The sequence below is a fragment of the Pseudomonas sp. MS646 genome (assembly GCF_036693845.1).
In the GTDB taxonomy this organism is placed as follows: Bacteria; Pseudomonadota; Gammaproteobacteria; order Pseudomonadales; family Pseudomonadaceae; genus Aquipseudomonas; species Aquipseudomonas chlororaphis_E.
Genome location: NZ_CP144763.1, coordinates 2,432,618 through 2,453,727, shown reverse-complemented (window position 1 = coordinate 2,453,727; position 21,110 = coordinate 2,432,618). Strand labels below are relative to the sequence as shown.

General features: G+C 64.8%; 18 protein-coding genes. 4 read left to right on the top strand and 14 right to left on the bottom strand.

The genetic code is table 11. The annotated features are described in order from the left end of the window. Positions 1-3 precede the first annotated feature (3 nt). Genes V3H56_RS11005 through V3H56_RS10965 form a run of 9 tightly spaced genes read right to left on the bottom strand, consistent with a single transcriptional unit; the run spans position 4 to position 9,280 of the window. Entirely contained in the window at positions 4-783 is a 780-nt protein-coding gene (locus V3H56_RS11005; protein ID WP_338474596.1) for a fumarylacetoacetate hydrolase family protein, read from the bottom strand. Beyond that, the gene (locus V3H56_RS11000) at positions 780-2,387 is read right to left on the bottom strand and encodes a bifunctional 3-(3-hydroxy-phenyl)propionate/3-hydroxycinnamic acid hydroxylase (RefSeq protein ID WP_042731321.1); all 1,608 of its coding nucleotides are present in this window, start codon (positions 2,385-2,387) and stop codon (positions 780-782) included. The genes V3H56_RS11005 and V3H56_RS11000 overlap by 4 nt, the downstream gene beginning before the upstream one ends. After that, the gene (locus tag V3H56_RS10995) at positions 2,387-3,256 is read right to left on the bottom strand and encodes an alpha/beta hydrolase (RefSeq protein ID WP_123578857.1); all 870 of its coding nucleotides are present in this window, start codon (positions 3,254-3,256) and stop codon (positions 2,387-2,389) included. Before V3H56_RS10995 ends, V3H56_RS11000 begins: the two co-directional genes overlap by 1 nt. A gap of 27 nt (positions 3,257-3,283) precedes the next feature. Next, positions 3,284-3,886 carry an amino acid synthesis family protein gene (locus tag V3H56_RS10990; protein ID WP_042731323.1) on the bottom strand — a complete coding sequence of 201 codons (603 nt, stop codon included), beginning with the start codon at positions 3,884-3,886 and terminating at the stop codon, positions 3,284-3,286. 16 nt (positions 3,887-3,902) lie between these two features. After that, on the bottom strand, positions 3,903-4,352 hold the full coding sequence (locus V3H56_RS10985) for a VOC family protein (protein ID WP_042731324.1): 450 nt from the start codon (positions 4,350-4,352) through the stop codon (positions 3,903-3,905). Between the two features lie 11 nt (positions 4,353-4,363). Then, positions 4,364-5,404, bottom strand: coding sequence for a YCF48-related protein (locus tag V3H56_RS10980; protein WP_042731325.1), 1,041 nt, complete (start codon positions 5,402-5,404; stop codon positions 4,364-4,366). A 12-nt stretch (positions 5,405-5,416) separates the two neighbouring features. Then, a complete protein-coding gene (locus tag V3H56_RS10975; protein ID WP_042731326.1) occupies positions 5,417-6,211 on the bottom strand; it encodes an SDR family oxidoreductase in 795 nt (264 codons plus the stop codon). Between the two features lie 26 nt (positions 6,212-6,237). Continuing rightward, complete coding sequence (locus V3H56_RS10970; protein ID WP_338474595.1) at positions 6,238-7,728, bottom strand: aldehyde dehydrogenase family protein; 1,491 nt, start codon at positions 7,726-7,728, stop codon at positions 6,238-6,240. Positions 7,729-7,738: 10 nt separating this feature from the next. Continuing rightward, positions 7,739-9,280, bottom strand: coding sequence for an acetolactate synthase large subunit (locus tag V3H56_RS10965; protein WP_123578856.1), 1,542 nt, complete (start codon positions 9,278-9,280; stop codon positions 7,739-7,741). A 272-nt stretch (positions 9,281-9,552) separates the two neighbouring features. On the opposite strand from V3H56_RS10965, the gene V3H56_RS10960 reads away from it, so the two are divergent. Further along, positions 9,553-10,311 carry an IclR family transcriptional regulator gene (locus tag V3H56_RS10960; RefSeq protein ID WP_123578855.1) on the top strand — a complete coding sequence of 253 codons (759 nt, stop codon included), beginning with the start codon at positions 9,553-9,555 and terminating at the stop codon, positions 10,309-10,311. A 54-nt stretch (positions 10,312-10,365) separates the two neighbouring features. Here V3H56_RS10960 and V3H56_RS10955 read toward each other — a convergent pair whose 3' ends face one another. From V3H56_RS10955 to V3H56_RS10935, 5 genes are all read right to left on the bottom strand, one after another. Further along, a complete protein-coding gene (locus tag V3H56_RS10955; protein WP_338474594.1) occupies positions 10,366-11,691 on the bottom strand; it encodes a hypothetical protein in 1,326 nt (441 codons plus the stop codon). Positions 11,692-11,770: 79 nt separating this feature from the next. Beyond that, complete coding sequence (locus V3H56_RS10950) at positions 11,771-13,120, bottom strand: aminotransferase class III-fold pyridoxal phosphate-dependent enzyme (protein ID WP_042731992.1); 1,350 nt, start codon at positions 13,118-13,120, stop codon at positions 11,771-11,773. A gap of 11 nt (positions 13,121-13,131) precedes the next feature. Beyond that, positions 13,132-14,553 carry an aldehyde dehydrogenase family protein gene (locus V3H56_RS10945; protein ID WP_338474593.1) on the bottom strand — a complete coding sequence of 474 codons (1,422 nt, stop codon included), beginning with the start codon at positions 14,551-14,553 and terminating at the stop codon, positions 13,132-13,134. Positions 14,554-14,638: 85 nt separating this feature from the next. Further along, entirely contained in the window at positions 14,639-16,087 is a 1,449-nt protein-coding gene (locus tag V3H56_RS10940) for an APC family permease (protein WP_042731994.1), read from the bottom strand. Between the two features lie 292 nt (positions 16,088-16,379). After that, complete coding sequence (locus V3H56_RS10935) at positions 16,380-17,342, bottom strand: helix-turn-helix domain-containing protein (RefSeq protein WP_042731995.1); 963 nt, start codon at positions 17,340-17,342, stop codon at positions 16,380-16,382. 213 nt (positions 17,343-17,555) lie between these two features. On the opposite strand from V3H56_RS10935, the gene V3H56_RS10930 reads away from it, so the two are divergent. From V3H56_RS10930 to V3H56_RS10920, 3 genes are all read left to right on the top strand, one after another. After that, positions 17,556-18,932 carry an aspartate aminotransferase family protein gene (locus V3H56_RS10930; RefSeq protein WP_338474592.1) on the top strand — a complete coding sequence of 459 codons (1,377 nt, stop codon included), beginning with the start codon at positions 17,556-17,558 and terminating at the stop codon, positions 18,930-18,932. 42 nt (positions 18,933-18,974) lie between these two features. Next, positions 18,975-20,429 carry an aldehyde dehydrogenase family protein gene (locus V3H56_RS10925; RefSeq protein WP_338474591.1) on the top strand — a complete coding sequence of 485 codons (1,455 nt, stop codon included), beginning with the start codon at positions 18,975-18,977 and terminating at the stop codon, positions 20,427-20,429. Between the two features lie 108 nt (positions 20,430-20,537). Beyond that, the gene (locus tag V3H56_RS10920) at positions 20,538-21,101 is read left to right on the top strand and encodes a cytochrome b/b6 domain-containing protein (RefSeq protein WP_042729190.1); all 564 of its coding nucleotides are present in this window, start codon (positions 20,538-20,540) and stop codon (positions 21,099-21,101) included. The last annotated feature ends 9 nt before the right edge of the window (positions 21,102-21,110 follow it).

Below are 21,110 nucleotides of genomic sequence, written 5' to 3'. Positions count from 1 at the left end.
GCTTCACGCGGCGTCGGTACCCGCCTGGAAAACCAAAGCCAGTTCCGTGCCAAGCATCTGCAAGCGGTACTCGCCGGCCTGGATGGCCAGGGGTGCCAGTAATGCACCGGACAGCACCACCTGGCCCGCCTCCAGCGCCTGTCCGTCGGCCAGCAGTCGCCGCACCAGCCAGCACAGATTGCTCGTCGGCGCGTCTTCCCGTGCCTGGGTGTCACCGCTGCCACAGGAGACCCCGTCGCAGGTGAGGCGATAGGCCACACTGGCGTGCAAGACCGGATCGAATACCACCGGCGAACCGAGGCAGTAGCGCGCGGCCGCAGCATTGTCCGCCAGGAACGCGCCCACGCCGAACTGCCAGCCCAGCCAACGGCAGTCGGCGATCTCGAAGGCCGGTGCGACCATGGACACGGCAGCCAGGATGGCTTCGTCACGGTAGTCACCCGGTACCAGCGTCCGTCCCAGCACGAACGCCAGTTCAACTTCCAGCTTGGGCTGGATCAACTGCGCCAACGCCACCGTACTGCTCGGCTTGACGGCCATCGCTTGGGTGAGCGCTCCCAGCACCGGCTCGTGGAGGCCGAACCGGCGCTGGGCCGCGCTGCCGGCAAACGCGACTTTCCAGCCGGACAGTTGCTCGCCGCGCACTTCGCGTTGGCGCAGGGCCTCTCGCTGCAAGGCATAACCGGCGGGCACATCCAGTGCCTGGGGCGGCAACGGTGGCAAGGCCTCGGCGCCCAACCCGGCGTGGTGGAGTCGAACCACCAGATCGTCGAGCGGGTTCATGAGTGCTGCTCCGCCAATTTGCGCAACACACCGTCGAGTCGTTCCGGCGTGGTGATCGCGGCAACGAAGCGGTCCGGGCGCACCACCACGATGCAGTCGCGCACCTTGGCAAACCATTCCCCCAGCCGGTTGTCGACGTCCTCGACACTGATGGCGCCGCTGGCCGTCAACGGTTGGCCGGCCGCCTTGCCACTGCGTGAACGGTTGACCTGGATGAAGCGCGTGTCCCAACGCGCCCAATAGGCGGCGCTCTGCTCGCTGAGCGCCTCGCGCGGGTTGACCCTATACCCCAGCACCGCGTAGGAATGCCCCAACACCTCGTCAAGACGACGCCGCTGCCCCTGAGCATCCTCGATGGCCGGCTGGATGAACAGTTGGCCGACCAGATCGTCCTCATGCAGTTCTGCCCGCTCATGATGGACCAGGCCCTTGGTGATGGTCGCCTTGGGCTTGAACTTGAACTCCAGCAGGTGCGAGCGCAGGTTGTCGACGCTGTTGACGGCCTGGAACAACCAGTCCCGTACCCCGGCCATCAACGGGTTGGTCAGGCCCAGCACCGCGCCCATGTTGTCGGCCAGGGCGATCAGGTCGGTGGCGTGCCCGCGCCGCTCCTGGTCGTAGCTGGCCAGGATCGACGCCGATGCCCGCCCCTGGATGATGGCCGCGATCTTCCAGGCGACGTTGGCCACGTCACGCAGGCCTGAGTTCAGGCCCTGGCCGGCCCAGGGTGGGGAAATATGCGCCGCATCCCCCACCAGCGCCACGCGCCCTTCGACAAAGCGGGCCGCAACCCGGGAGTTGTGGGTGTACGCCCGGATACGGATGATGTCCAGTTGATCGACCGCATCACCAATGTGCTCCCGGATCAACGCCCGGATGGTGCCCTCCTCGCACATCCTCGCCTCGTCCTCGCCTTCCAGCAACATGAACTCCCAACGCCGTTGCTGGTACGGCAAATAGATGCAGACGAAGGGTCGCTGCGGATCGGCATGCAAGGCCGTGTAAGGCGCATCGAGGGTGTCGTTACAGGTGTCGATTACCACCCATTTGCGCGGGTGGGTCAGGCCCAGCAACTCGATGCCGAGTTTCTTGCGCACGGCGGAACGACCACCGTCCGCCCCGATGACGTACTGCGCCTGCAATTGATACAACTCACCCTGGGCGTCGCGCACCTGCAACGTCACGCCGCGGTCATCCTGCTCCAGGTCGAGCATTTCATGGCCCTGGCGCAGGTCGACGCCGGCGCGCGTGCCGAGCTGTTCGCGCAGGGTCGCTTCGAGCAATTGCTGCATGAAGATATTGCGCATCGGCCAGCCGTAGCGGGCGGTGCTCGGCTTGACCTCGGCAAAGCACACGCCCCGCGCATTGTAGTAGCGCAGCGGCACGTCGCAGATCATGTCGCGGACGGCCAGCTCGGCGATGCCGATGCCTTGCAGCACCCGCAGCGCCTCATCGTCCATGCCCACCGCGCGGGGATACGGCAGGATGCCGTCCGCCAACTCGAGGACAACGCATTCGATCCCGTACAGCCCCATGTAATGCGCGGCGGTGATCCCGTTCGGGCCACCGCCGACGATGACAACCTGGGTCTTGTCCTGCTTCATCACGATTCACCGCATTGTTTTTGTTGTGGTTGCAAGCCCTGGCCGTCCAGATAGTCCTTGACAACACGGTTGAAGATCTCGCTCTGGTCATCATGGACGTAATGACTGGCATCGGCGACTTCCGTCGTCTGCACCCGAGCATTGGCTTGCCTGATTGCCTCAAGGGTCGCCAGCGGCAGGAAATCGGAGCGCGCGCCACGAATGAACAGCGTCGGGCAATCCAGGCTGCGTACCGCCGGCCACAGGTCGGTGGGCGTGATGGTCAGGCGTGCCTGGGCGATGCCTTGCTGGTCGTGACGCCACTCGATGCCCGCCAGCGTTTCCTTCATCGAATGCATCAGCCGGGAGGCCAGCCCCTCCTGGGACAGGCCGGGGCGCGACTGCTGCCAGAACTGGGCGGCACTCGGCCAATCGGGAAACACCAGCGGCGTCTCGCTCATCTCGCGGCGGATACGCGCGGCTCCGTCGCCACTGACAGAAGAGCCTGGGCCAATGTCCTCGATCACCAGCGCCTGTAGCCGTCCGGGATTGAGCCGCGCGTACTCCAGTGCGTTGGTGCCGCCGAGGGAATGCCCCACCAGGATGAACTGCCGCAGCCCCAGGTGCGCCACCCAATCCTCGACGTCACTGACATAGGCCTCGGTCCGGTAGCTGCTGGCCGACGCCCAGTCGCTGAAGCCACGGCCGCGTTGGTCGAGGGCATGGCAGCAGTACCGGTCGCCCAGCGCATTGGCCAGCGACTCCCAGGTCCGGGCATAGGAGCGCAGGCCGTGGAGCAGCAGCACGGGGGTGCCCGACTCCTTGCCCCAGGACACGTAGTGCAGGTGCATCGACGATCGATTGGTGAAGAAGTGGCTGTTCGCAGACATTCGTTTGGCTCCCACGGTCAACGCCCCTCAGTACAGGCCATCGTTGCCCTTGACGTCGGCGGCCTGGAGGCCACCGAGTCGCGCATGCAGGCGTCCGCGCGTGGCAAACGCCCAGATGATTACCAGTTCATCGGCGGACGGGCCGTCACTGAACGAAAGCGAAATGCTGTCGTAGTGCGAACGCACATACAGCGCATCCTTGTGGGCCAACGGCACGTCGATGGTCGCACCCGGCCCGCCACGCTTGCCGGTGGAAGGCACCCAGGACTTGCCACCGCCCAGCGCGACCCGGATCGGGTCCGCCGCCGGGTTGGTGAGCAAGGCATTGCCGTGCTCGTACTCGCCCGCGCTGCCCACCAGGCAGGCCTTGCCATAGCTGACGATCTCGCGCCCGCCCGCCAGGGCCTGGATACGCCGGCCGAACTCCTGGCCCAGCAACGGCGAGGGTTCGACCAACTCGGCCAGGCTCTCGCTGAAGCGACCGGCATACGGGTTGGCGATCACGGCGCCAATGGCGTACTTGAACAACGGCTCGCCGTCGGCCAACTGGCCGGTTTCGTTGGCCAGGGTTTCCTCGACGAAGCTGTACCACTTGCGGATGTGATAACGGGCGAAATTAGCGGTTTTCATCAGACATGCCTCTTGTTCAAAGTGGGTCGAGATCGAAGTGACGACTGGGCGCGCCGGCCGACTTGAAACGTTCCTTGCCGCGCTCGTCGTCGTGTTCGGTCTCGAGGAAAAACTCCATGCGATTACCGTCGGGGTCGTTGAAATACACGCCGTTGCCGATTTCATGATCGGTGATCTTCACCACCTCGATCCCTTTGCCAAGCAACATGCCGTAGAGCTGGCGCAGGGTGGTCATGTCGCCGGCGATCTCCAGCCCGTAGTGCTGCAGGCCCAGTCCACCTTGGTGGGCACCCGGTTCTGCGCGGATCAGGGCGATGTCGTGGTGCTTGGCACCGAAGGCCATCATGATCCAGCTTTCACCCCGGGCACTTTCGTGCATGCCCAGCACGTCGGCGTACCAGCGTGCCGACGTTTCCGGGTCCTTGACGAACAGCGACAGATGCGTACGAACGACCTCGACTTTCATCGCGCGATACCTCAGTTCTTCTTGATGATGGATTGATGCCCGGACTTGATCTGCGCCACGGCTGGCGTCCAGAGCACATCAGCGATTTCACTGAACTCGCGCCACTGTTTCTGCCAGCCGTCACCGCCGTTCTCGGAGGTGAACAAATGGCCATACTTGGTGCCGGCGACGATCTGGCGCGGGTTGGCCGGGTTCAGGGCAATTGCCCAGACACAGGAGTTGGGTTGCTGTGACAGCGGCAGCACTTCCCAACTGATGGCCGCGTCCCGGGAGACGAGCACCTTGCTGGTGGTACCCGGCGTGCCATCGGAAATGCTCAGGTACAGGGTGTCCTGGCTGCCCAGCGGCGCATTCATGGCACGCACGTAGTACAGGCCGAAGGTTTCGCGGGCTTCTATGCCGGTCCAGGTCTGGCCCTCATCGAGGCTGCGGTAGACGGCGTTGACGCACACCACGACGATGACTTTCTGGCCGTGGTTGGGCAGTACCAGGATGTTGTGGATGTCTGAGTTGTAGTCCCACAACAGCCGGTCGTCGACACGAGTCCAGCTGTCGCCGCCATCGCGGCTGTGGAACAGGCCGCCCTCTTCGAGGCCGAACCAGAGCTGGTTGCGGTCCGTCGGGTCATAGGCGAACGCCAACAGGCGCGGCCGGCTGACACCTTCGCAGAACTCGGGAATCTCCACTGGCGCCCGGTCCCAGTGCTGGCCGCCGTCGAGGGTGCGCCACAGGACGGCACGGGACGGTGCCCCGGTGCCGACGAAAATGCGCTGGGCATCCTGCGGATCCACGGCGACCTTCCACACCGTCTGCCCGTTGAACGGTGAGTCCACCCGCTGCCAGTGCCCGCCAGTGTCGCGGCTGACGCACAGGCCGACATCGGTGCCGGCGTAGATCACTTCAGGCGCCTCGGGATGAACACTCAAGGATCGGGTGATCGCATCGAACTCAAGGTCTTGCCCCAGGCCGAGGCGGTGCCAGGTGCGCCCGTCATCGGCACTGCGGATGACCGCCTGCCCCACGGTGGCGACCAAAAGGGTTCCGTTACTCATCGCTGTTGCTCCTCAAATGAAGATGCCACGGGTCAGGCCACCGTCGATGCCGATGGACTCGCCCGTTACGGCGCCGGCCTTGGGGGACGCCAGGAAACCGATCAGCCAGCCCATTTCGATGGGCGCCAGGGTGCGGCGAATCGGCGTCGCGTCGATGTAGCCCTGCTCCACCTGCCCAGGGGTCTTGCCCTGCTTGATCCCTTCGCGCTCGTACAGCTCCTGGATGTGCGGGGTGTCCACCACGCCGGGGTGAATCAGGTTGACGGTGATACCGGCCGGGCCCAGTTGGTCGGAGAGGGTCTTGGTCATGTGGGCAATGGCGAGGTTGCGCATGCCCGAGAGCACCTTGCTGCCACGCCCGGTCAGGCCACCGATGTTGATGATGCGACCGAAGCCACCGGCCTTCATGTGCGGGGTCACGGCCTTGGCGCAGCGGAAGTAGCCGATCACCTTGGTGTTGAGGTCCGACAGCAGCTCGTCGTCGCCGGCGTGCTCGATGTCATTGCGAACCACCCCGGACGGCGCCGCGGCGCCATTGACCAGGATGTCGATGCGGCCAAAGTGCTTGTAGGCGGCCTGCACCATGTCCGTCACGGCCGACATCTGGTTGGTGTCGCAGTACAGCGGCAGTACCTCGTTACCGGTCTCGGCGCTGATTTCCTCGGCAGCCTGCTGCAAGAACTCCATGCGCCGGGCGCAGATCGCCACCTTGCAGCCTTCCTGGGAAAGAAAACGCGCGACTTCCTTGCCGATGCCCATCCCACCGCCGGTGACGATTGCCACGCGGCCTTGCAATTCCAGATCCATAGCAGTTCCTCTTGTGTTTATTCGGTTCAGGCCAGATCGACAAAGACACTCTTGGTCTCGGTGTAGGCATCGATCACGTGCTTGCTCATTTCCCGGCCCCAGCCGGATTGTTTGTAGCCACCAAACGGCGACGCCGGGTCGACGACGTTCCAGCAGTTGATCCACACCGATCCGGCTTTCAACTGTGCGGCCACCCGGTGGGCGGAGCGCAGGTCCCGGGTCCACAGGCCCGCTGCCAGGCCATAGGGCGAGTCGTTGGCGCGCAGCACCAGTTCGTCGATCTCGGTCCAGCTCATGACCGTCAGCACCGGCCCGAAGATTTCCTCGCGGGCGACACAGGCGCGTTCGGCGCGGTCGAGAAACACGCTGGGCTGGATGAAGTGGCCGCGCTCCAGGTGCTCGGGCCGCGCGCCGCCGCACACCAGCTCGGCACCCTCTTCCTGGCCGCGTTGCAGGTAGCCACGCACCGAGTTCAACTGCCGGGCCGATACCAGCGGCCCCATGCTGCTGCCCGGGTCCAGCCCAGGGCCCAGCGAGTGGGCGGCGGCATGGCGCTGGAGCTCTTCGAGCACCTGGTCGAGGACACTGGCGTGTACATACAGGCGTGACCCGGCGGTGCAAACCTGGCCCTGGTTGTAGAAAATACCGTCGGCGGCGCCCTTGGCTGCCCGCACGATGTCGGCGTCGGGCAGGATGATGTTCGGCGACTTGCCGCCCAGCTCCAGGGACACCTTCTTCATGTTGCCGGTGGCGGCCTGGGCGATCAGCCGGCCCACCTGGGTGGAACCTGTGAACGCGATCTTGTCCACGTCCGGGTGCTGGGCCAGCGGCGCACCGGTGTCGGCACCCAGGCCGGTGACCAGGTTGACCACCCCGGCCGGGAAGCCGGCGGCCTCGATCAACTGCACCAGGCGAATCGCAACCAGGGGCGTCTGCTCGGCAGGCTTGAGCACCGCGACGCAACCGGTCGCCAGCGCCGGGCCGAGCTTCCACACGCACATGGTCAGCGGGAAATTCCACGGCACGATCAAGGCGCAGACACCCACCGGTTCGCGCAGGGTGTAGTTGAGCATCGGCGCGCCGCTGGCGGGCGACACCGGCAGCGTGCTGCCTTCGATTTTGGTCGGCCAACCGGCAAAGTAGCGCACGATGTTGGCCGCGCTTGCCGCTTCGCCCCGGGCCATTGCGATCGGCTTGCCGTTCTCCAGCGTGATCAGTTGGGCCAATTCTTCACGGTGCTGGTCGAGCAGTTCCGCCAGGCGCAACAGCAGCAGGCCACGCTGGGCCGGTGAATGCGTGGCCCAGGGTCCGGTGAAGGCCGCGCGGGCGGCAGCGACGGCGGCTTCTATATCGCGCTTGTCACCTTCGGCCACGTGCGCCACGCTGCGTTCGTCCGCCGGATTTTCCACGGCAAACCGACGGCCACTGGCTGCGTCCTGCCAGGCCCCCCCGATGAACAGCCGGCCGGGTTGTGCCAGGAATTGCTCGACGGCGGGCAGTAATTGGATCTGACTCATATCCCCTCCTTCACAGGGCCATTTCGATCAGGCAAGGACCGCCGTCAGCCTTGGCATTGGCCAGGGCCCGTTGCAGTTCGGCGTTGGTGCAGACGGTGCAGGCCGGCAGGCCGTAGCCCTTGGCCAGGGCCTTCCAGTCGACGCGTGGGCGGTCCAGGACGGTCAGGCTCAGGGCTTCGGGCCCCAGCTCGGTCATGCCGAAACGGCGCAATTCGTTCTGCAGGATCGCGTAGCGATGGTTGGCGGCAATCAGAATCACCACCGGCAATTGCTCGCGGGCGATGCTCCACAAGGTCTGGATGGTGTACTGGGCGCTGCCGTCCGATTGCAGGCAGAACACCCGGTTGCCACGCTCGGCCAGGGCCGCGCCAAACCCCACCGGAATGCCCTGGCCGATGGCGCCTCCGGTATTGGTCAGTACCCGGTGCCGCGCGGCATGGGCCGAGGCAGTGAAGAACGGGTAGCCACACGTGCCACCCTCCACGGAAACGATGCAGTCGTCCGGCAGTGAGGCAGCCAGGACCTGACCGATCGATTGCGGAGTCAGCTCGGCTTCGCCCGGCGGCAACTCGATGCCCATCGGGGTCGGCTGGAAGGCCGGTGCCTGCAAGGCATCGGCAAGCGCGGTGAGCGCGCCGGCGACATCGTCCCCCACCTCGGCCAGGCACAGCAGGCGTTCACGCTCGGCCAAACGCGAGGCGATGCCCTCATAGCCGAAGTAACTGATCGGATCCGGGACGCCGGCACACACGACGGCGTCGTACTGGTCGAGGATCTCGATCGCCACCTCGGGGAAATACGGCAGGCGATCCAGGTCCGGCAAGCCACCGCCACGGTAGCTCAGGCGCGGGAACGTCTCGGCGAACATCCGTACACCCGGCAGTTGGGCCAGGCGCCCCGCCGCCTGGAGTCCGTCCACGGACAAGCCCTCGTCACCGACAATGAACACCAGCCGGCGCCCGTCGCGCAGGGCCTGGGCCACGGCTTCGATCCGGTCACCGGCCATACGCCGGACCGGGGCCTGCAAGGCGCTGAACGGACGCTCAATCGCCACGCTGTTGGCCTGTAAATCCATCGGCAGGATCAGGCTGGCGATTTGTCCCTTGGCCTGCCAGGCGGCACGCACCGCTTCCTGCAGGTCTTCCCCGACGCCGGCCGCCGTGCGCGAAGTCCGCACCCAACCGGAAACGCTGCCGGCCAGGGCCTGGATATCGCTGGCCAAGGGCGGATCGTAGTTGACGTGCCAGGAGGCGTGATCGCCGATGACATTGACGATAGGCGTGTTGGCCCGCCGGGCGTTGTGCAGGTTGGCGATGCCATTGGCAAAGCCTGGCCCCAGGTGCGTCAAGGTCATGGCCGGTTTGCCGGCGATCCGGCCATAGCCGTCCGCGGCCCCGGTGCACACGCCCTCGAACAGCGACAGGACCGGTTTGAGGGCCGGCGCACTGGCCATCGCGGCCACCAGGGGAATCTCCGTCGTTCCGGGATTGGCAAAGCAGTACTCGATACCGCTTGCCACCGCCGCCTTCACTATCAGTTGCGCACCATTCATTTCCAGCCCTCTTGATCGAGCGTTTGCAGTGGCTGAGATTTATCACACAGAAAACCTGGATCAACAAGCTATTTTTTAACATAAAACTCGTATTTTGAGATTTTATTGTATTTTTAAACTTAAAAACGCCATCCATATGCTTGTTTTTCTCAGCCACAGGAGTACCGTGATGGCGGGTTATCCCTGCCATGGGCAGGCTTTCCATCCCTGGCGCGTCTACCTATAGTGCTCACCCATCGGCCATCCACGCGCCCTCCCTCCTTAGGAGTCAAATGAGCAGTCTGAGTAAAATGCTGAGCGTCCTGGACCTGTTCGGCCCGCAACAGCTGAAGATCGACCCCGACACCATTGCCGAACGCATGGGGTTGTCGCGGGCGACGGTGTACCGCTACGTCAAGGACCTGTGTGACGCCGGCCTGCTGGTCCGGGTGGACGCCGGCAGCTATGGCCTGGGGCCACGGATCATCGAGCTGGACTGGATGATGCGTCAGTACGACCCGATCCTCGTGGCCGGTCGCGAACTGATGCATACGCTGTCCGAGGAAACCGGACTGGCGGTCTTCGCCAGCGTTTTCTACGACGGCCACATCATCAACACGTACATTGCCGAACCCGATGACACCTACCAGTTTTCCTTTGGCCGAGGTCATCCGCTGCCGTTCTTCCGCGGCGCGCAATCCAAGGTGCTGATCGCCTTCCAGAAAGGCCGGCGCCTGCAACGCCTGTTCGATGAACACATGGCCAACGACCCCGACAGCCCTTACGACTGGGCCGGTTTTTCCAAGGCGGCGAAGAAGATCCGCAAGGATGGCTATTGCCTGACCCACGACGAGCTCAACCAAGGCCTGACCGGTATCGCGGCGCCGATCATCAACCCGGCGCTCGACGAGGTGGTCGGCAGCCTCTCGGCGGTCGGCAGTACCCAGAGCTTCAAGCTGCTACGCCAAGACACCGTGGTGGAAATGGTGATGGAGACCACCCGGCGAATCGCCGAGCGGATGAAGCATCCGCCGGTCTCCGGCCAGGGCTAGACAACCTCGCCAAGACAGACGCTGCGGTGCCATCCGCCCCGCAGCGGCGCCGGGTCAGAATGGAACGGCGACGGTGACCTGGCTGTACAGGTTGGTCCCGTTGCCGCCCACCTGGTTACCCCCTGTCGCGGCATCCCGGTCCGGTTTGTAGAGGCCGATCAACGGGGTGACGATCAGGTGCTCGCTGACAGCCCACTCGGCATAGAAATCCAGCTCCCGGGCGTCGAGGTTGACGGCGTTTTCTTTGCGCACGGTGTTGTAGTCGAAGAACAGCGCACCGAGGGTCAGATTCTCCAAGGGCGTGGCCTTCAGGCCGACATGATGGATACCCGTGTTGGTGTTGAACGGCCCGGCGTAGTTACCGGCCACCTCGCCCTGGAACCAAGTGCCGTAGCCAGTGCTCTGGCCGGTGAACAGCGAATCCCACCGGGACGAGTAGCGGGTGTAGCGGTACGTCAGCTTCGGCGCCCAGGCAACGTCCGCGAAGGTATACCCGGCCTCGGCGTACCAGGCATTCTCGGTGCCGGCGTCTTTGTCCTGCCAGGCGTACTCGAAGGCGAAGCTGGCGTTCTCGATGCCAGCGTCGCCCTCGCCGCGCAGGCTGTAGACGTCCAGCCCCTTGCGTTGGCGCTGGAAGTCGCTGGCCCACCGATCATCGACGTCAATACCGTGCACCCAGGTCAGCCCCAGCGTGCCGGCCTTGGCGGTGTAGTCCAGCGTACCGGCCGCGAGTTCGGTCTCGGCCTGGGCACGGTTGTCGGACTTGAGCCACACCACGCTGCCGTGCACCCCGTCCTGCCCTCCCAGCCGCACCACCGCGGTCTGGTCGAAGGCATGCCGGGCCGCCATGTAATAGGCACCGCCACGGTTCAGGCGGCCGTCGGCCGGTCCTTTACCCAGATTCGGCCCGTCGTCGTTGATGAGGAAGCCTCGCCCCAGCTTGACCACCTGGCGGCCGCCAGAGACATCGACGCCATCCTGGCCCAACGCCGGGAACAGGTCGCCGGAGCGCCAGCCCAGATAAGCCTCTTCGATCTTGGTGGTGCGCTCGGATCCAACCGAGTTGCCGGCCGGGTCGCCGTCCCCCCAGGTGGCGGAGCTGACCAGGTTGAACGCACCGTAGGCAGTGCCATGGCCGGCCAATCCCTGGTCGCCACTCAAACCGTACTTGATAAACCCTTCTCGCCAGGTCGATCCCCCCGGCGTGCCGTCGTAATTCTTGCGACTGTTGAACATCCCGAACACCGCCACGGCGTCGGCGTTGAGGTGGCTGTTTTCATCGGCGTACAGTTCGTATGCCTGGGCCTGGCTGATGACCGACAGCGTCAAGGCGCAGACGAGACTGTCCCTTGTACGTGAAACCCACGATGGATAGCGCATGGTTGAAGCTCCTGAGGGGGCGCCTGATGCTCAGGCGCGAACCGACGCAACCTGGCTGCGTCGGTGGAACGGACGCCGACTAGCGGCAGTCGGTTAGGGCCATGTCGAGGGCAGAGACCATCTGGCCCGCCTCATCGGCCGTGAGGGTCAGGGGCGGCGAAAGGACGATCTTGTTGCCGATCGGCCGCACCAGCACTCCGGCGCGTCGTGCCTCGTCGGCGATGCGCGAGGCACGGCCGGACGCCGGATCGAGCGGCTCGCGGGTGGCCTTGTCGGCCACCAGGTCCAGGGCGATCATCAGGCCCTTGCCGCGCACCTCGCCGACCACTGCGTGGCGCTCGACCAGCGGCTGCAGTTGCGCCAGCAACTGGGCGCCGACGGTGGCCGCATTGCCCGGCAGGTCCTCGGCCTCGACGATATCCAGCACCGCCAGGGCCGCGGCGCAGGCCGTCGGGTGGCCGCTGTAGGTGTAGCCGTGCATGATGACGTTGCTGAAGCCCGGGCCGTTCTCGATCGCATCGGCCATGCGCTGGTTGAAGACCGTCGCGCCCATGGGGATGTAGCCGGCGGTGATGCCTTTGGCCAGGCACAGGACGTCCGGGGCGACACCCCAGCCGCGACTGCCGAGCATGCAGCCGGAGCGACCGAAACCGGTGACCACTTCATCGGCAATCAACAGGATCGCGTGGCGATCACAAACCTCCCGCAGGCGCTTCCAGTAGTGCGCCGGCGGCACGATCACGCCCCCCGCCCCCTGCACAGGCTCGGCCACCATTGCAGCAATGGTCTGCGCGCCCAACAAGGCAATCTGGTCTTCGAGCTGGCGGATACAGTGCTCCGTCAACGCCTCGGGGTCGCGGCAATCCCAGGGATTGCGATACAGCCAGGGAGTGTCGAGCAGATGACAGCCGGCCAGCAACGGACCGTGGTTGTAGTGGTACACGCCGTTGCCGCCCACCGAAGTGCCGCCCATGTGCACGCCGTGATAACCATTGCGCAGCGACAGGAAGCGCGTGCGGCCCGGTTCGCCGCTGGCGATCCAGTACTGGCGGGCCATTTTCAGGGCGGTCTCGACTGCATCGGAACCACCGGAACTGAACAGCACCCGCGCCATTTTTTCCTGGGCGAACATCGACGTCAGGCGCTCGGCCAGGTCGAATACCCGTGGATGGGCAATGCCGTCGAACGTCTGGTAATACGCCAGCTCATCCAGTTGCGCGGCAATGGCGGCCTTCACCGAGGCGCGGTTGTGGCCGATATTGACGTTCCACAAGCCGCCTACGCCGTCGAGCATGCGGTGGCCGTCGATGTCCGTGATGTAGTTGCCGTCGCCGCTGGCGATGATCAAGGTCCGGGCCCGGTTCGCCGGGGCCGATGAACTCATCGGATGCCAGAACTTCTTGGGTGCTGTCTTATATTTCTCGTACATGACTGTTGCCCTCACTCGGTTTCAAGCTTGCGTACGTACACCAACTGCTGGGAGGTGAATTCCAGCAACCCTTCCAGCCCGAACTCGACGCCAAAGCCGGACAGCTTGCAGCCACCGAAAGGCGTGTTCGGTTGAATTTGCGCGTGACAGTTGACCCAGGCCACACCGCATTCCAGGCGACTGGCAAGAGCCTGCGCCTGGGCCAGATCCGTACCCCAGACCGACCCGCCCAAGCCCATGTCGCTGGCATTGGCGCGGCGCAGGGCGTCCTCGACATCCTGGTAGGCGATGACCGGCAACACCGGGCCGAACTGTTCTTCGTCGACCAGGCGCTGGCCGTCGGTGACATCCATCACCACCGTCGGCGGATAGAAAAAGCCCGGGCGGTCCAGCCGCGCACCGCCACACAACACACGGGCTCCCTGGGCCTGGGCGTCGCTTACCAGCCCGGCGACAAGCTCCAGTTGCTCAAGGTTCTGCACCGGGCCGAAACTCACGCCCGGCTCCAGGCCGTCGCCGACCACCTGGCGCCGGGCGATGGCCGCCAAGGCCTCTGCGAAGGCCTCGTACTGGGATTGGTGCACGTACAACCGCTTCAGCGCGGCGCAGGTCTGCCCCATGTTGAGGAAGGCCGCCTGGAAGATGTCTTCGACCACCTGTTCCACTGGCGTGCCCGGCAACACGATCGCCGCGTCGTTGCCACCCAACTCCAGCGTCAGGCGCTTGAGATTGTCGGCCGCACCGCGCATCACACTCATGCCGGTGTCGGTCGAGCCGGTGAAGACCACTTTGTGAATGCCCGGGTGCCGAGTGATTGCACGGCCGAACCCCTGCTCGCCGGTGACGATGTTGATCACGCCCTGGGGGACATGCCGGGCGATGATCCCGACCAGTCGTAACGTGCTCAGGGGCGTCAGGCTCGAGGGTTTGCTGATCACGCAGTTGCCGGCGCGCAGGGCCGGCATGATGTGCCATACGGCGATCATGAAAGGCCAGTTCCAGGGCGTGATCGACGCCACCACGCCCAAGGGCTTGCGGTGCAACTCGACACGCTGGGCGGGGGTTTCTTCCACCAGTTCTACCGGGATCTGCTGTTGCCCGGCGTAGCGTGTCCAGGCCGCGGCCCCCATGACTTCGGAGAACGCCAGCGCCATGGGCTTGCCTTGCTCCAGAACGATCAGGCGAGCCAGTGCTTCGGCGTCGCGCTCGATGTCCGCGGCAATGGCCAACAGGCGCTCGCAACGGTCCTCATGGGCGGTGCAACGCCAGGAGCCAAACGCCCGCTGGGCAGCGTCGACGGCCTGGTCCAGCTGGGCCAGCGAGCCGGCGGGGCAGCGGGCGAATGCTCTGCCGGTCGCCGGGTTGATCACCTCGAAGTGACCGTCCTCGCCGTCCACCGGCTGGCCGTTGATGAGCATTTGATAATCGTGCATGACACTTTCCTTTCGCGCACCGACAAGCCGTCCGGTACACGGACGGGTCGGTATTTTTCGTAGGGGTTGAACGGGGCCGCGGGGCTTAGAGCTTATGGCTACCCAGTGCCTGGTATCGCTGCGGCGCGGTCTTGCGCAGTCGCGCGGCCAGGAGCACGCCGCCCAGCAGGGCCGCGGGGATGATGGCGCAGAGGCCGTAGGACAAGGCCACGCTGGCACCCGTCAGGACATCGAAATGAACCACTGCCAGGACCAGGACCGCCAGCAGCGCCAGGCAGGAAAAACCGGGGAAGATCCGCCCGCGCCAGATGCCCAGCTTGAGCTCGGGGTGGCGCCGGAAGAAGACCAGCACCGCCGCCGACGTGATCGCCATCAGCAGGATCACACAAAGCGTGGCCAGGTTGGACAGCCAGGCAAAGAGTTGCAGGATCGGGTCGGCGTCCATGGCGGCAAAGATCAGCACGATCACCGCAGAGATCAGGCTCTGCAACGCCGAACCCATATGAGGGCTCTGGTGGACGCGGTGGGTCGTGCCCAACTGGCGCGGCAGCAGGCCGTCACGCCCAATAGCATAGAAGTAGCGCGCCGCGGCGTTGTGGAAAGCCAGCAGCCCGGCATAGATGCTGACCATGAACAGCACGCGGATGATTTGCGTCAGGTACGGGCCGACAAAGTGGTCAGACATACCATAGATGAAGGTGGTCGGGTCTTGCAAGGCTTGCAGCGTCGGGACGATCTTGTCCGCGCCGACGCCCACCACCATCGCCCAGACCGACAGGGCGTAGAACCCGCCGATCAGCAGGACCGAACAGTAAGTGGCAATCGGGATCGTGCGTTGCGGGTTCTTGGCTTCTTCACCGTAGATGGTCGTGGCCTCGAAACCGATGAACGCCGCGAAGCAGAACAGCAGGCCGATGGACGGCGTACCGCTGAGCACATGGGTGCGATCGAACGAATCGAGATTGATGCCGCTGTCCCCGCCGGTCTTGAGGATGGCGAAGTCCAGGGTCAGGATGGCCAGGTACTCGGCGATGACCACCACCGAGAGCAACCGGGCCGAGAGATCGATCTTGCGATACCCCAGGATCGCGACGCTGATCATCGCCATCAACGAATACGACCACCAGGGCAGCACCAGGCCGAAGACACTGGCCATGGTGCCGCTGACGACGCCCCCGAACATGCCATAGAGGCCGACCTGGAGGATGTTGTAGGCGAACATCGCCAACACCCCCGCCGCCCCGCCGGCCAGGCCACCCAGGCCTCGGGCGGTGAAGGCATAGAAGCCACCGGCGTTGGTGACATGGCGGGACATGGTGGTATAGCCCACCGAGAACGCCAGCAACACCATCAAGGCCAGGATCAGCAATGCCGGTGTGCCGGCGCCGTTGCCCAGCATGATGCCAATGGGAAAGCCGCCGGCGATCACACTCAGCGGGCTCGCGGCCGAAACCACGAAAAAGATGATGAAGCCGACGCCCAGGGCACCACGTTTCAGATCTGTCGAGCTGTCGATCGGGATAGATACACTCATTTTCTTGACCTTATTGTATGAGGCAGTCGCTGCAGGATCGGCGCGGTCAACCACTCACCGGCACCGAACAGCTTGTCGTTCTTGTCGCACGCTGGATTCGATCCTATGCCGGCCCATGAACGCCTCGCTATCCCAAATTGGTAACATCAGCAGGCTTGCCCCAAAACAGGTCAAGACGCTCCGCGAGCGCCTGCCGATTCGGGGTGCACGGGAGTGATCCCGTCCAGGCAAAGGGTTTATTTCGCGCCAATGTCCGGCGCTGCTCCCCGCTCGTGGGGCGCCGCCGCGCCGTTCAAGCGTGGGCGCAGTGGGCGATGGTCGCGCGGGCGGTATGGGACGGCAGTTCGGCGAACAGCGCCTGGTACTCCGCCGCAAAGTGGCTCAGGTGATAGAAGCCCCACTGGGCGGCGGCATCGCCAATCGAAAGATGGGATGCCGGAGTGGACATCAAGGTCCGGCGCACGCCGTTGAGGCGTACGGAGCGCAGGTAATTGAGCGGCGTCGTCTCCGCCACGGCGCGAAAACTGTTCTGCATGGTTCGCCGGCTCACCTGGAGTCGTTGGCACAACTCGCTCACGCTGGGCACGTGGTTCATCTCGGCGGTCGCCAGGCGATGGCATTTCTCGACGATGAAGCTGCGGGTGGAACTGGGGCTGCGCTGGCGCTTGTCGCAGGCCGGATCGGTCATCAGTTGCAGCAACTCGCCGAGCATGGCCTGCTCCAGCTCCCGGTCGCGGGCGCTGTCGAGCTCTTCGCTCACCAGTGCCTGGGAGAAGACCGCCAGCAACCGACGCCGGGCGTCCGCGAAGCGCTGGGTGGACACCCTGATCACCGGCTGTCGGAGCAGTTGGCTGATGTCCTTCGCCGACGCGGTCTGCACCAAGGCCTCCTCGAACAGCTCACGCTCGAAGGTGATGGACAGCAGCTCCATGCCCATCGGCATATGGAACATGAACTCCTCGCCACCGTGGAGGAAGAACAGGCTGCTGTCGTCCACGTCACGCCCCTGCATCCGGATCGAACCCGGGACGTTGATCGGCACCGCGAAGCACATCTTGCCGGCCGGGGCCACGCCGTGCTGCACGACACGCTGGTTGATCTGCTCGCAGAAAACATGGCAACGGGCGGTGCTCAACTGCATGAGCGAACTCTCGGCCGAACCGGCGGTGAGCTGGTTGTAATCCTGGCTCCATTCCTGGACCGTGGCCGCGTGGACATGGACGTCCTTGAAGTGACTTATGTTTATGTTTCTCATATTTCGCGAAAGCCCCGTTCAATATTATTGTTTTTATCCTGCCTTCCCGGGCGATATTCTCACAAAGATCAGATTCTGCAAATTCCATCACGTGACTTCAACGCGTGGCCACTGGCATTCGCTCAGTGTATCCATGTGCCGATTCGGGCTACCGGCCAGGATCGCACTCTGGGGATGATCGACATACTACAACCGACATCCAGAGAGACCGTCATGAGTGAAGCCAAGCTTGAATCCCTCCACTTCGCCGATGCCCCGCGAATCACTTCCAGCACCCTGCCCGGCCCGATGGCCGCCGAGGCCCTCGCGTTGTCGGCGCGTACCGAGTCGATGGCGCGCGGCGGCGGTCGCATGCCCGTGGCCATGGACCGTGCGTTTGGCGCAACCTTCAAGGACACGGACGGCAACACCTACATCGACCTGTCCGCCGGCGTAGGCGTCAGCAGCGTAGGCCGTTGCCACCCGAAAGTGGTGCAGGCCATTCGCGACCAGTCCGAAGTGCTGATGCATGCCCTGGAAGTCAACAGCACCCGCCGCACCGAACTGGCGGCCAAGCTTTCCGAGATCGCTCCCGAAGGCCTGCGCGGCGACTGCATCACCTTCTTCACGCAAAGTGGCAGCGATGCACTGGAAGCGGCGATCAAGTTTGCCAAGCGCATCACCGGGCGGCACCAGATCATCGCCTTCCACGGCGGCTACCACGGCGTGTGGAACGCCTCGGGCGCGCTGACCACGGGCACCGCCTACCGCAAGGGCTACGGGGCCATGATGGGCGGCGTGATCCATGCGCCCTACCCGTATGCCTACCGCTTCCCATTCGACACCACGCACAAGAGCGCCGAGCAGATCGCCGGCGATTACGTGGACTACCTGCTGAACACACCCTATACCGCCGCCGACGACGTGGCCGCGGTGATCGTGGAGCCGGTGCAGGGCGAAGGCGGCTACGTGCCGCCCTCGCCGGAATTCCTGCAACTGTTGCGCAAGGCCTGCGACCGCAGCGGTACGCTGCTGATCGTCGACGAAGTGCAATCCGGCGCCGGGCGCACCGGCAAGATGTGGGCGGTGGAGCACTCCGGCGTCAAACCCGACATGCTGACCTTCGGCAAGGGGATCGGCAGCGACCTGCCGATGGCCGGACTGATCATGCGCTCGGACCTGGCGGCCGCCATTCCTGACGGTTCGATGCCCAATACCTTCGCCGCCAACTCCCTGTCCGCCGCGGTGGCCCTGACCAACATCAGCATCCTGCAGGACCCGGACCTCGACCTGCTCAACCGCGCCCACACCCTGGGGCTCGAAGCCCAGGCGCGCATCCGCGGTTTCAACAGCCCGCTGGTCGGCGAGGTCCGCGGACGCGGCCTGATGATCGGTATCGAACTGGTTGCGGACCCGGTCACCAAGGCGCCGCTGGAAGGCGCGAAGATCGGCCAGCTCATGGGCTACCTGCTGAACCACGGCGTGCTGATGATCCCCTGCGGTCGCTACGGCAACGTGATGCGCGTCATGCCTTCGCTGACGATCTCACGGGCGCTGTTCTTCAAGGCACTGGACATCTTCGGCGACGCCCTGGCCTCCCTCGAGGCTTGAGGCTGTCTCGCCCAACACTTCCTATCATTCAAGGCCTTTAACATGACCCAGCACCTGAATCACTTCATCGCAGGCGCGACCTTCGAAGCCTCCGACGGTGGGCGCCTGCCCCTCATCGACCCTGTGACCGAGCAACAATACGGCAGTTGCGCCCGTGGCACCCGCGAGGACGTGGATCGCGCCGTGGAAGCGGCCCACGCCCAACTGGAAGGCGGCGCCTGGAGCCAGCTCGACGGCGCCCAGCGTGCACGGCTGCTGTTGAAACTGGCGGACCTGGTGGAGCGCGACACCGATCGGCTGGCCGACCTGGACGCCAATGCCATCGGCCGCTCGCCCATCGAGCCGCGGCGCCTGGACATACCCAACGTGCTCGCCAACCTGCGTGCCGCCGCCGGCTGGGCCAACCAACTGGAGGGTCGCACCATCCCCTCCGGCGGCTACTTCGGCACCCGCACCCTCTCGTACACCGTGCGCGAGCCGGTGGGTGTCGTGGGCGCCATCGTGCCCTGGAACTCGCCCCTGATGATCACCGTCTGGAAACTCGCCGCCCTGCTCGCCGCGGGCTGCACGGTGGTCATCAAACCGTCGGAAGAAACGCCACAGTCGGCCCTGCACTTGGCCGCGCTGGCCCAGGAAGCCGGATTCCCCGACGGCGTGATCAACGTAGTCACCGGCGTGGGTGCCGAAGTGGGTCGGGCCCTGTGCGAACACCCGCATGTCGCCAAAATCAGCTTCACCGGCAGCCCGGAGGCCGGACGCGAGATCCAGCGCACCGCCGGTGTGCTGTTCAAGCGCGTGGCCCTGGAGCTGGGAGGTAAGAGCCCGCAGATCGTTTTTGCCGATGCGCCTTTTGACGACGCGCTGCGTGGCTGCACACTCGGCCTGTTCGCCAACCAGGGCCAGGTCTGTGCGGCCGGCTCGCGCATCCTGGTGCACCGCAGCCTCGCGGAACGCTTCGCCGCCGCCCTTGCGCAAGCCGCGCGCACGGTCAAGGTGGGCGATCCGCGCCTGCCCGATGTGCAGATGGGCCCGGTCGCCAAGAAAGCCCAGTTCGAACGCGTCAACCGTTACATCCAACTGGGGATCGACCAGGGCGCCACACTGCTGGCCGGCGGCGTGTCGAACCCCGGAAAAGGCTGGTTCGTCCGGCCGACGATCTTCGCCAATGCCCGCAATGACATGGCGATCGCCCGAGACGAAATCTTCGGCCCGGTCGGCACGGTGATCACGTTCGACAGCGAAGAAGAAGCCGTGGCACTGGCCAACGACTCCAGCTATGGCCTGGCCGCCACCGTGTGGACCAGCGACCTGGTGCGCGCCCATCGCGTCGCGGCGGCAGTGAAGGCCGGCGCCGTGGGCGTCAACTGCTGGAGCCCGTTGGACGCCAACCTGCCGTGGGGTGGCGTCAAGGCCAGCGGGATTGGCCGTGAAGGCGGGATTACCGGCGCGCTGGCCTACACCGAGGAGAAAGTCATCACCGTACTGTTGCCGACCTGAAAACACTCACTGCACCGGACCGAACCAGCGTCCAGGCCGCGCAAGGCCTGGACACTGGCCGGCCGGACATGCAGCCCCGATGCCTTGATGATCAATGAAGAGACTGCGATGAACAGCACAAATCAAGCGACAATTGATCGGTATCCGACGTCCTTGCGGTTACTGCACTGGGTGCGCGCCGTGCTCGTCACCGGCCTGCTCTGGGCCGGCTGGCACATGACCGGCCTGGCTGATGAAGTGGCGAGCAAGTACGAACTCTATTACCCCTGGCACAAGTCCTTCGGGGTGTTAGCGTTCCTGCTGGTACTGGTCCAGATCGTCCTGCGCTCGCGAACCGTCGACCTGCCCAGGCCACTGAGCACCCTGGACCGACATGAACAGATCCTGTCGAACCTGGTGCAGCGCGCCATGTATGGGCTGCTGGTCGTCGTGCCGTTGATGGGGTACTCCATGTCGAGCACCTACACCATGAGCGACGGGGTGTTCTTCTTCGGGGTGAACCTGCCCGAACTGCTCTCGAAGAACGACGACTGGTTCGTCGTCTTCCAATGGCTGCACAAGGTGCTCGCCTACACCCTGCTCGCCTTGATCGTGCTGCACATCGTTGGTGCTCTCAAGCACCGTTTCCTTGACCGCGACCCTCGCAAGGATGTGATGCGCCGCATGCTCTGAACAGGCGCG

What these genes read in the sequence shown, in the direction of transcription:
- V3H56_RS11005 (WP_338474596.1), bottom strand. Translation starts at nt 783, where the DNA reads ATGAACCCGCTCGACGATCTGGTGGTTCGACTCCACCACGCCGGGTTG.
- V3H56_RS11000 (WP_042731321.1), bottom strand. Translation starts at nt 2,387, where the DNA reads ATGAAGCAGGACAAGACCCAGGTTGTCATCGTCGGCGGTGGCCCGAAC.
- V3H56_RS10995 (WP_123578857.1), bottom strand. Translation starts at nt 3,256, where the DNA reads ATGTCTGCGAACAGCCACTTCTTCACCAATCGATCGTCGATGCACCTG.
- V3H56_RS10990 (WP_042731323.1), bottom strand. Translation starts at nt 3,886, where the DNA reads ATGAAAACCGCTAATTTCGCCCGTTATCACATCCGCAAGTGGTACAGC.
- V3H56_RS10985 (WP_042731324.1), bottom strand. Translation starts at nt 4,352, where the DNA reads ATGAAAGTCGAGGTCGTTCGTACGCATCTGTCGCTGTTCGTCAAGGAC.
- V3H56_RS10980 (WP_042731325.1), bottom strand. Translation starts at nt 5,404, where the DNA reads ATGAGTAACGGAACCCTTTTGGTCGCCACCGTGGGGCAGGCGGTCATC.
- V3H56_RS10975 (WP_042731326.1), bottom strand. Translation starts at nt 6,211, where the DNA reads ATGGATCTGGAATTGCAAGGCCGCGTGGCAATCGTCACCGGCGGTGGG.
- V3H56_RS10970 (WP_338474595.1), bottom strand. Translation starts at nt 7,728, where the DNA reads ATGAGTCAGATCCAATTACTGCCCGCCGTCGAGCAATTCCTGGCACAA.
- V3H56_RS10965 (WP_123578856.1), bottom strand. Translation starts at nt 9,280, where the DNA reads ATGAATGGTGCGCAACTGATAGTGAAGGCGGCGGTGGCAAGCGGTATC.
- V3H56_RS10960 (WP_123578855.1), top strand. Translation starts at nt 9,553, where the DNA reads ATGAGCAGTCTGAGTAAAATGCTGAGCGTCCTGGACCTGTTCGGCCCG.
- V3H56_RS10955 (WP_338474594.1), bottom strand. Translation starts at nt 11,691, where the DNA reads ATGCGCTATCCATCGTGGGTTTCACGTACAAGGGACAGTCTCGTCTGC.
- V3H56_RS10950 (WP_042731992.1), bottom strand. Translation starts at nt 13,120, where the DNA reads ATGTACGAGAAATATAAGACAGCACCCAAGAAGTTCTGGCATCCGATG.
- V3H56_RS10945 (WP_338474593.1), bottom strand. Translation starts at nt 14,553, where the DNA reads ATGCACGATTATCAAATGCTCATCAACGGCCAGCCGGTGGACGGCGAG.
- V3H56_RS10940 (WP_042731994.1), bottom strand. Translation starts at nt 16,087, where the DNA reads ATGAGTGTATCTATCCCGATCGACAGCTCGACAGATCTGAAACGTGGT.
- V3H56_RS10935 (WP_042731995.1), bottom strand. Translation starts at nt 17,342, where the DNA reads ATGAGAAACATAAACATAAGTCACTTCAAGGACGTCCATGTCCACGCG.
- V3H56_RS10930 (WP_338474592.1), top strand. Translation starts at nt 17,556, where the DNA reads ATGAGTGAAGCCAAGCTTGAATCCCTCCACTTCGCCGATGCCCCGCGA.
- V3H56_RS10925 (WP_338474591.1), top strand. Translation starts at nt 18,975, where the DNA reads ATGACCCAGCACCTGAATCACTTCATCGCAGGCGCGACCTTCGAAGCC.
- V3H56_RS10920 (WP_042729190.1), top strand. Translation starts at nt 20,538, where the DNA reads ATGAACAGCACAAATCAAGCGACAATTGATCGGTATCCGACGTCCTTG.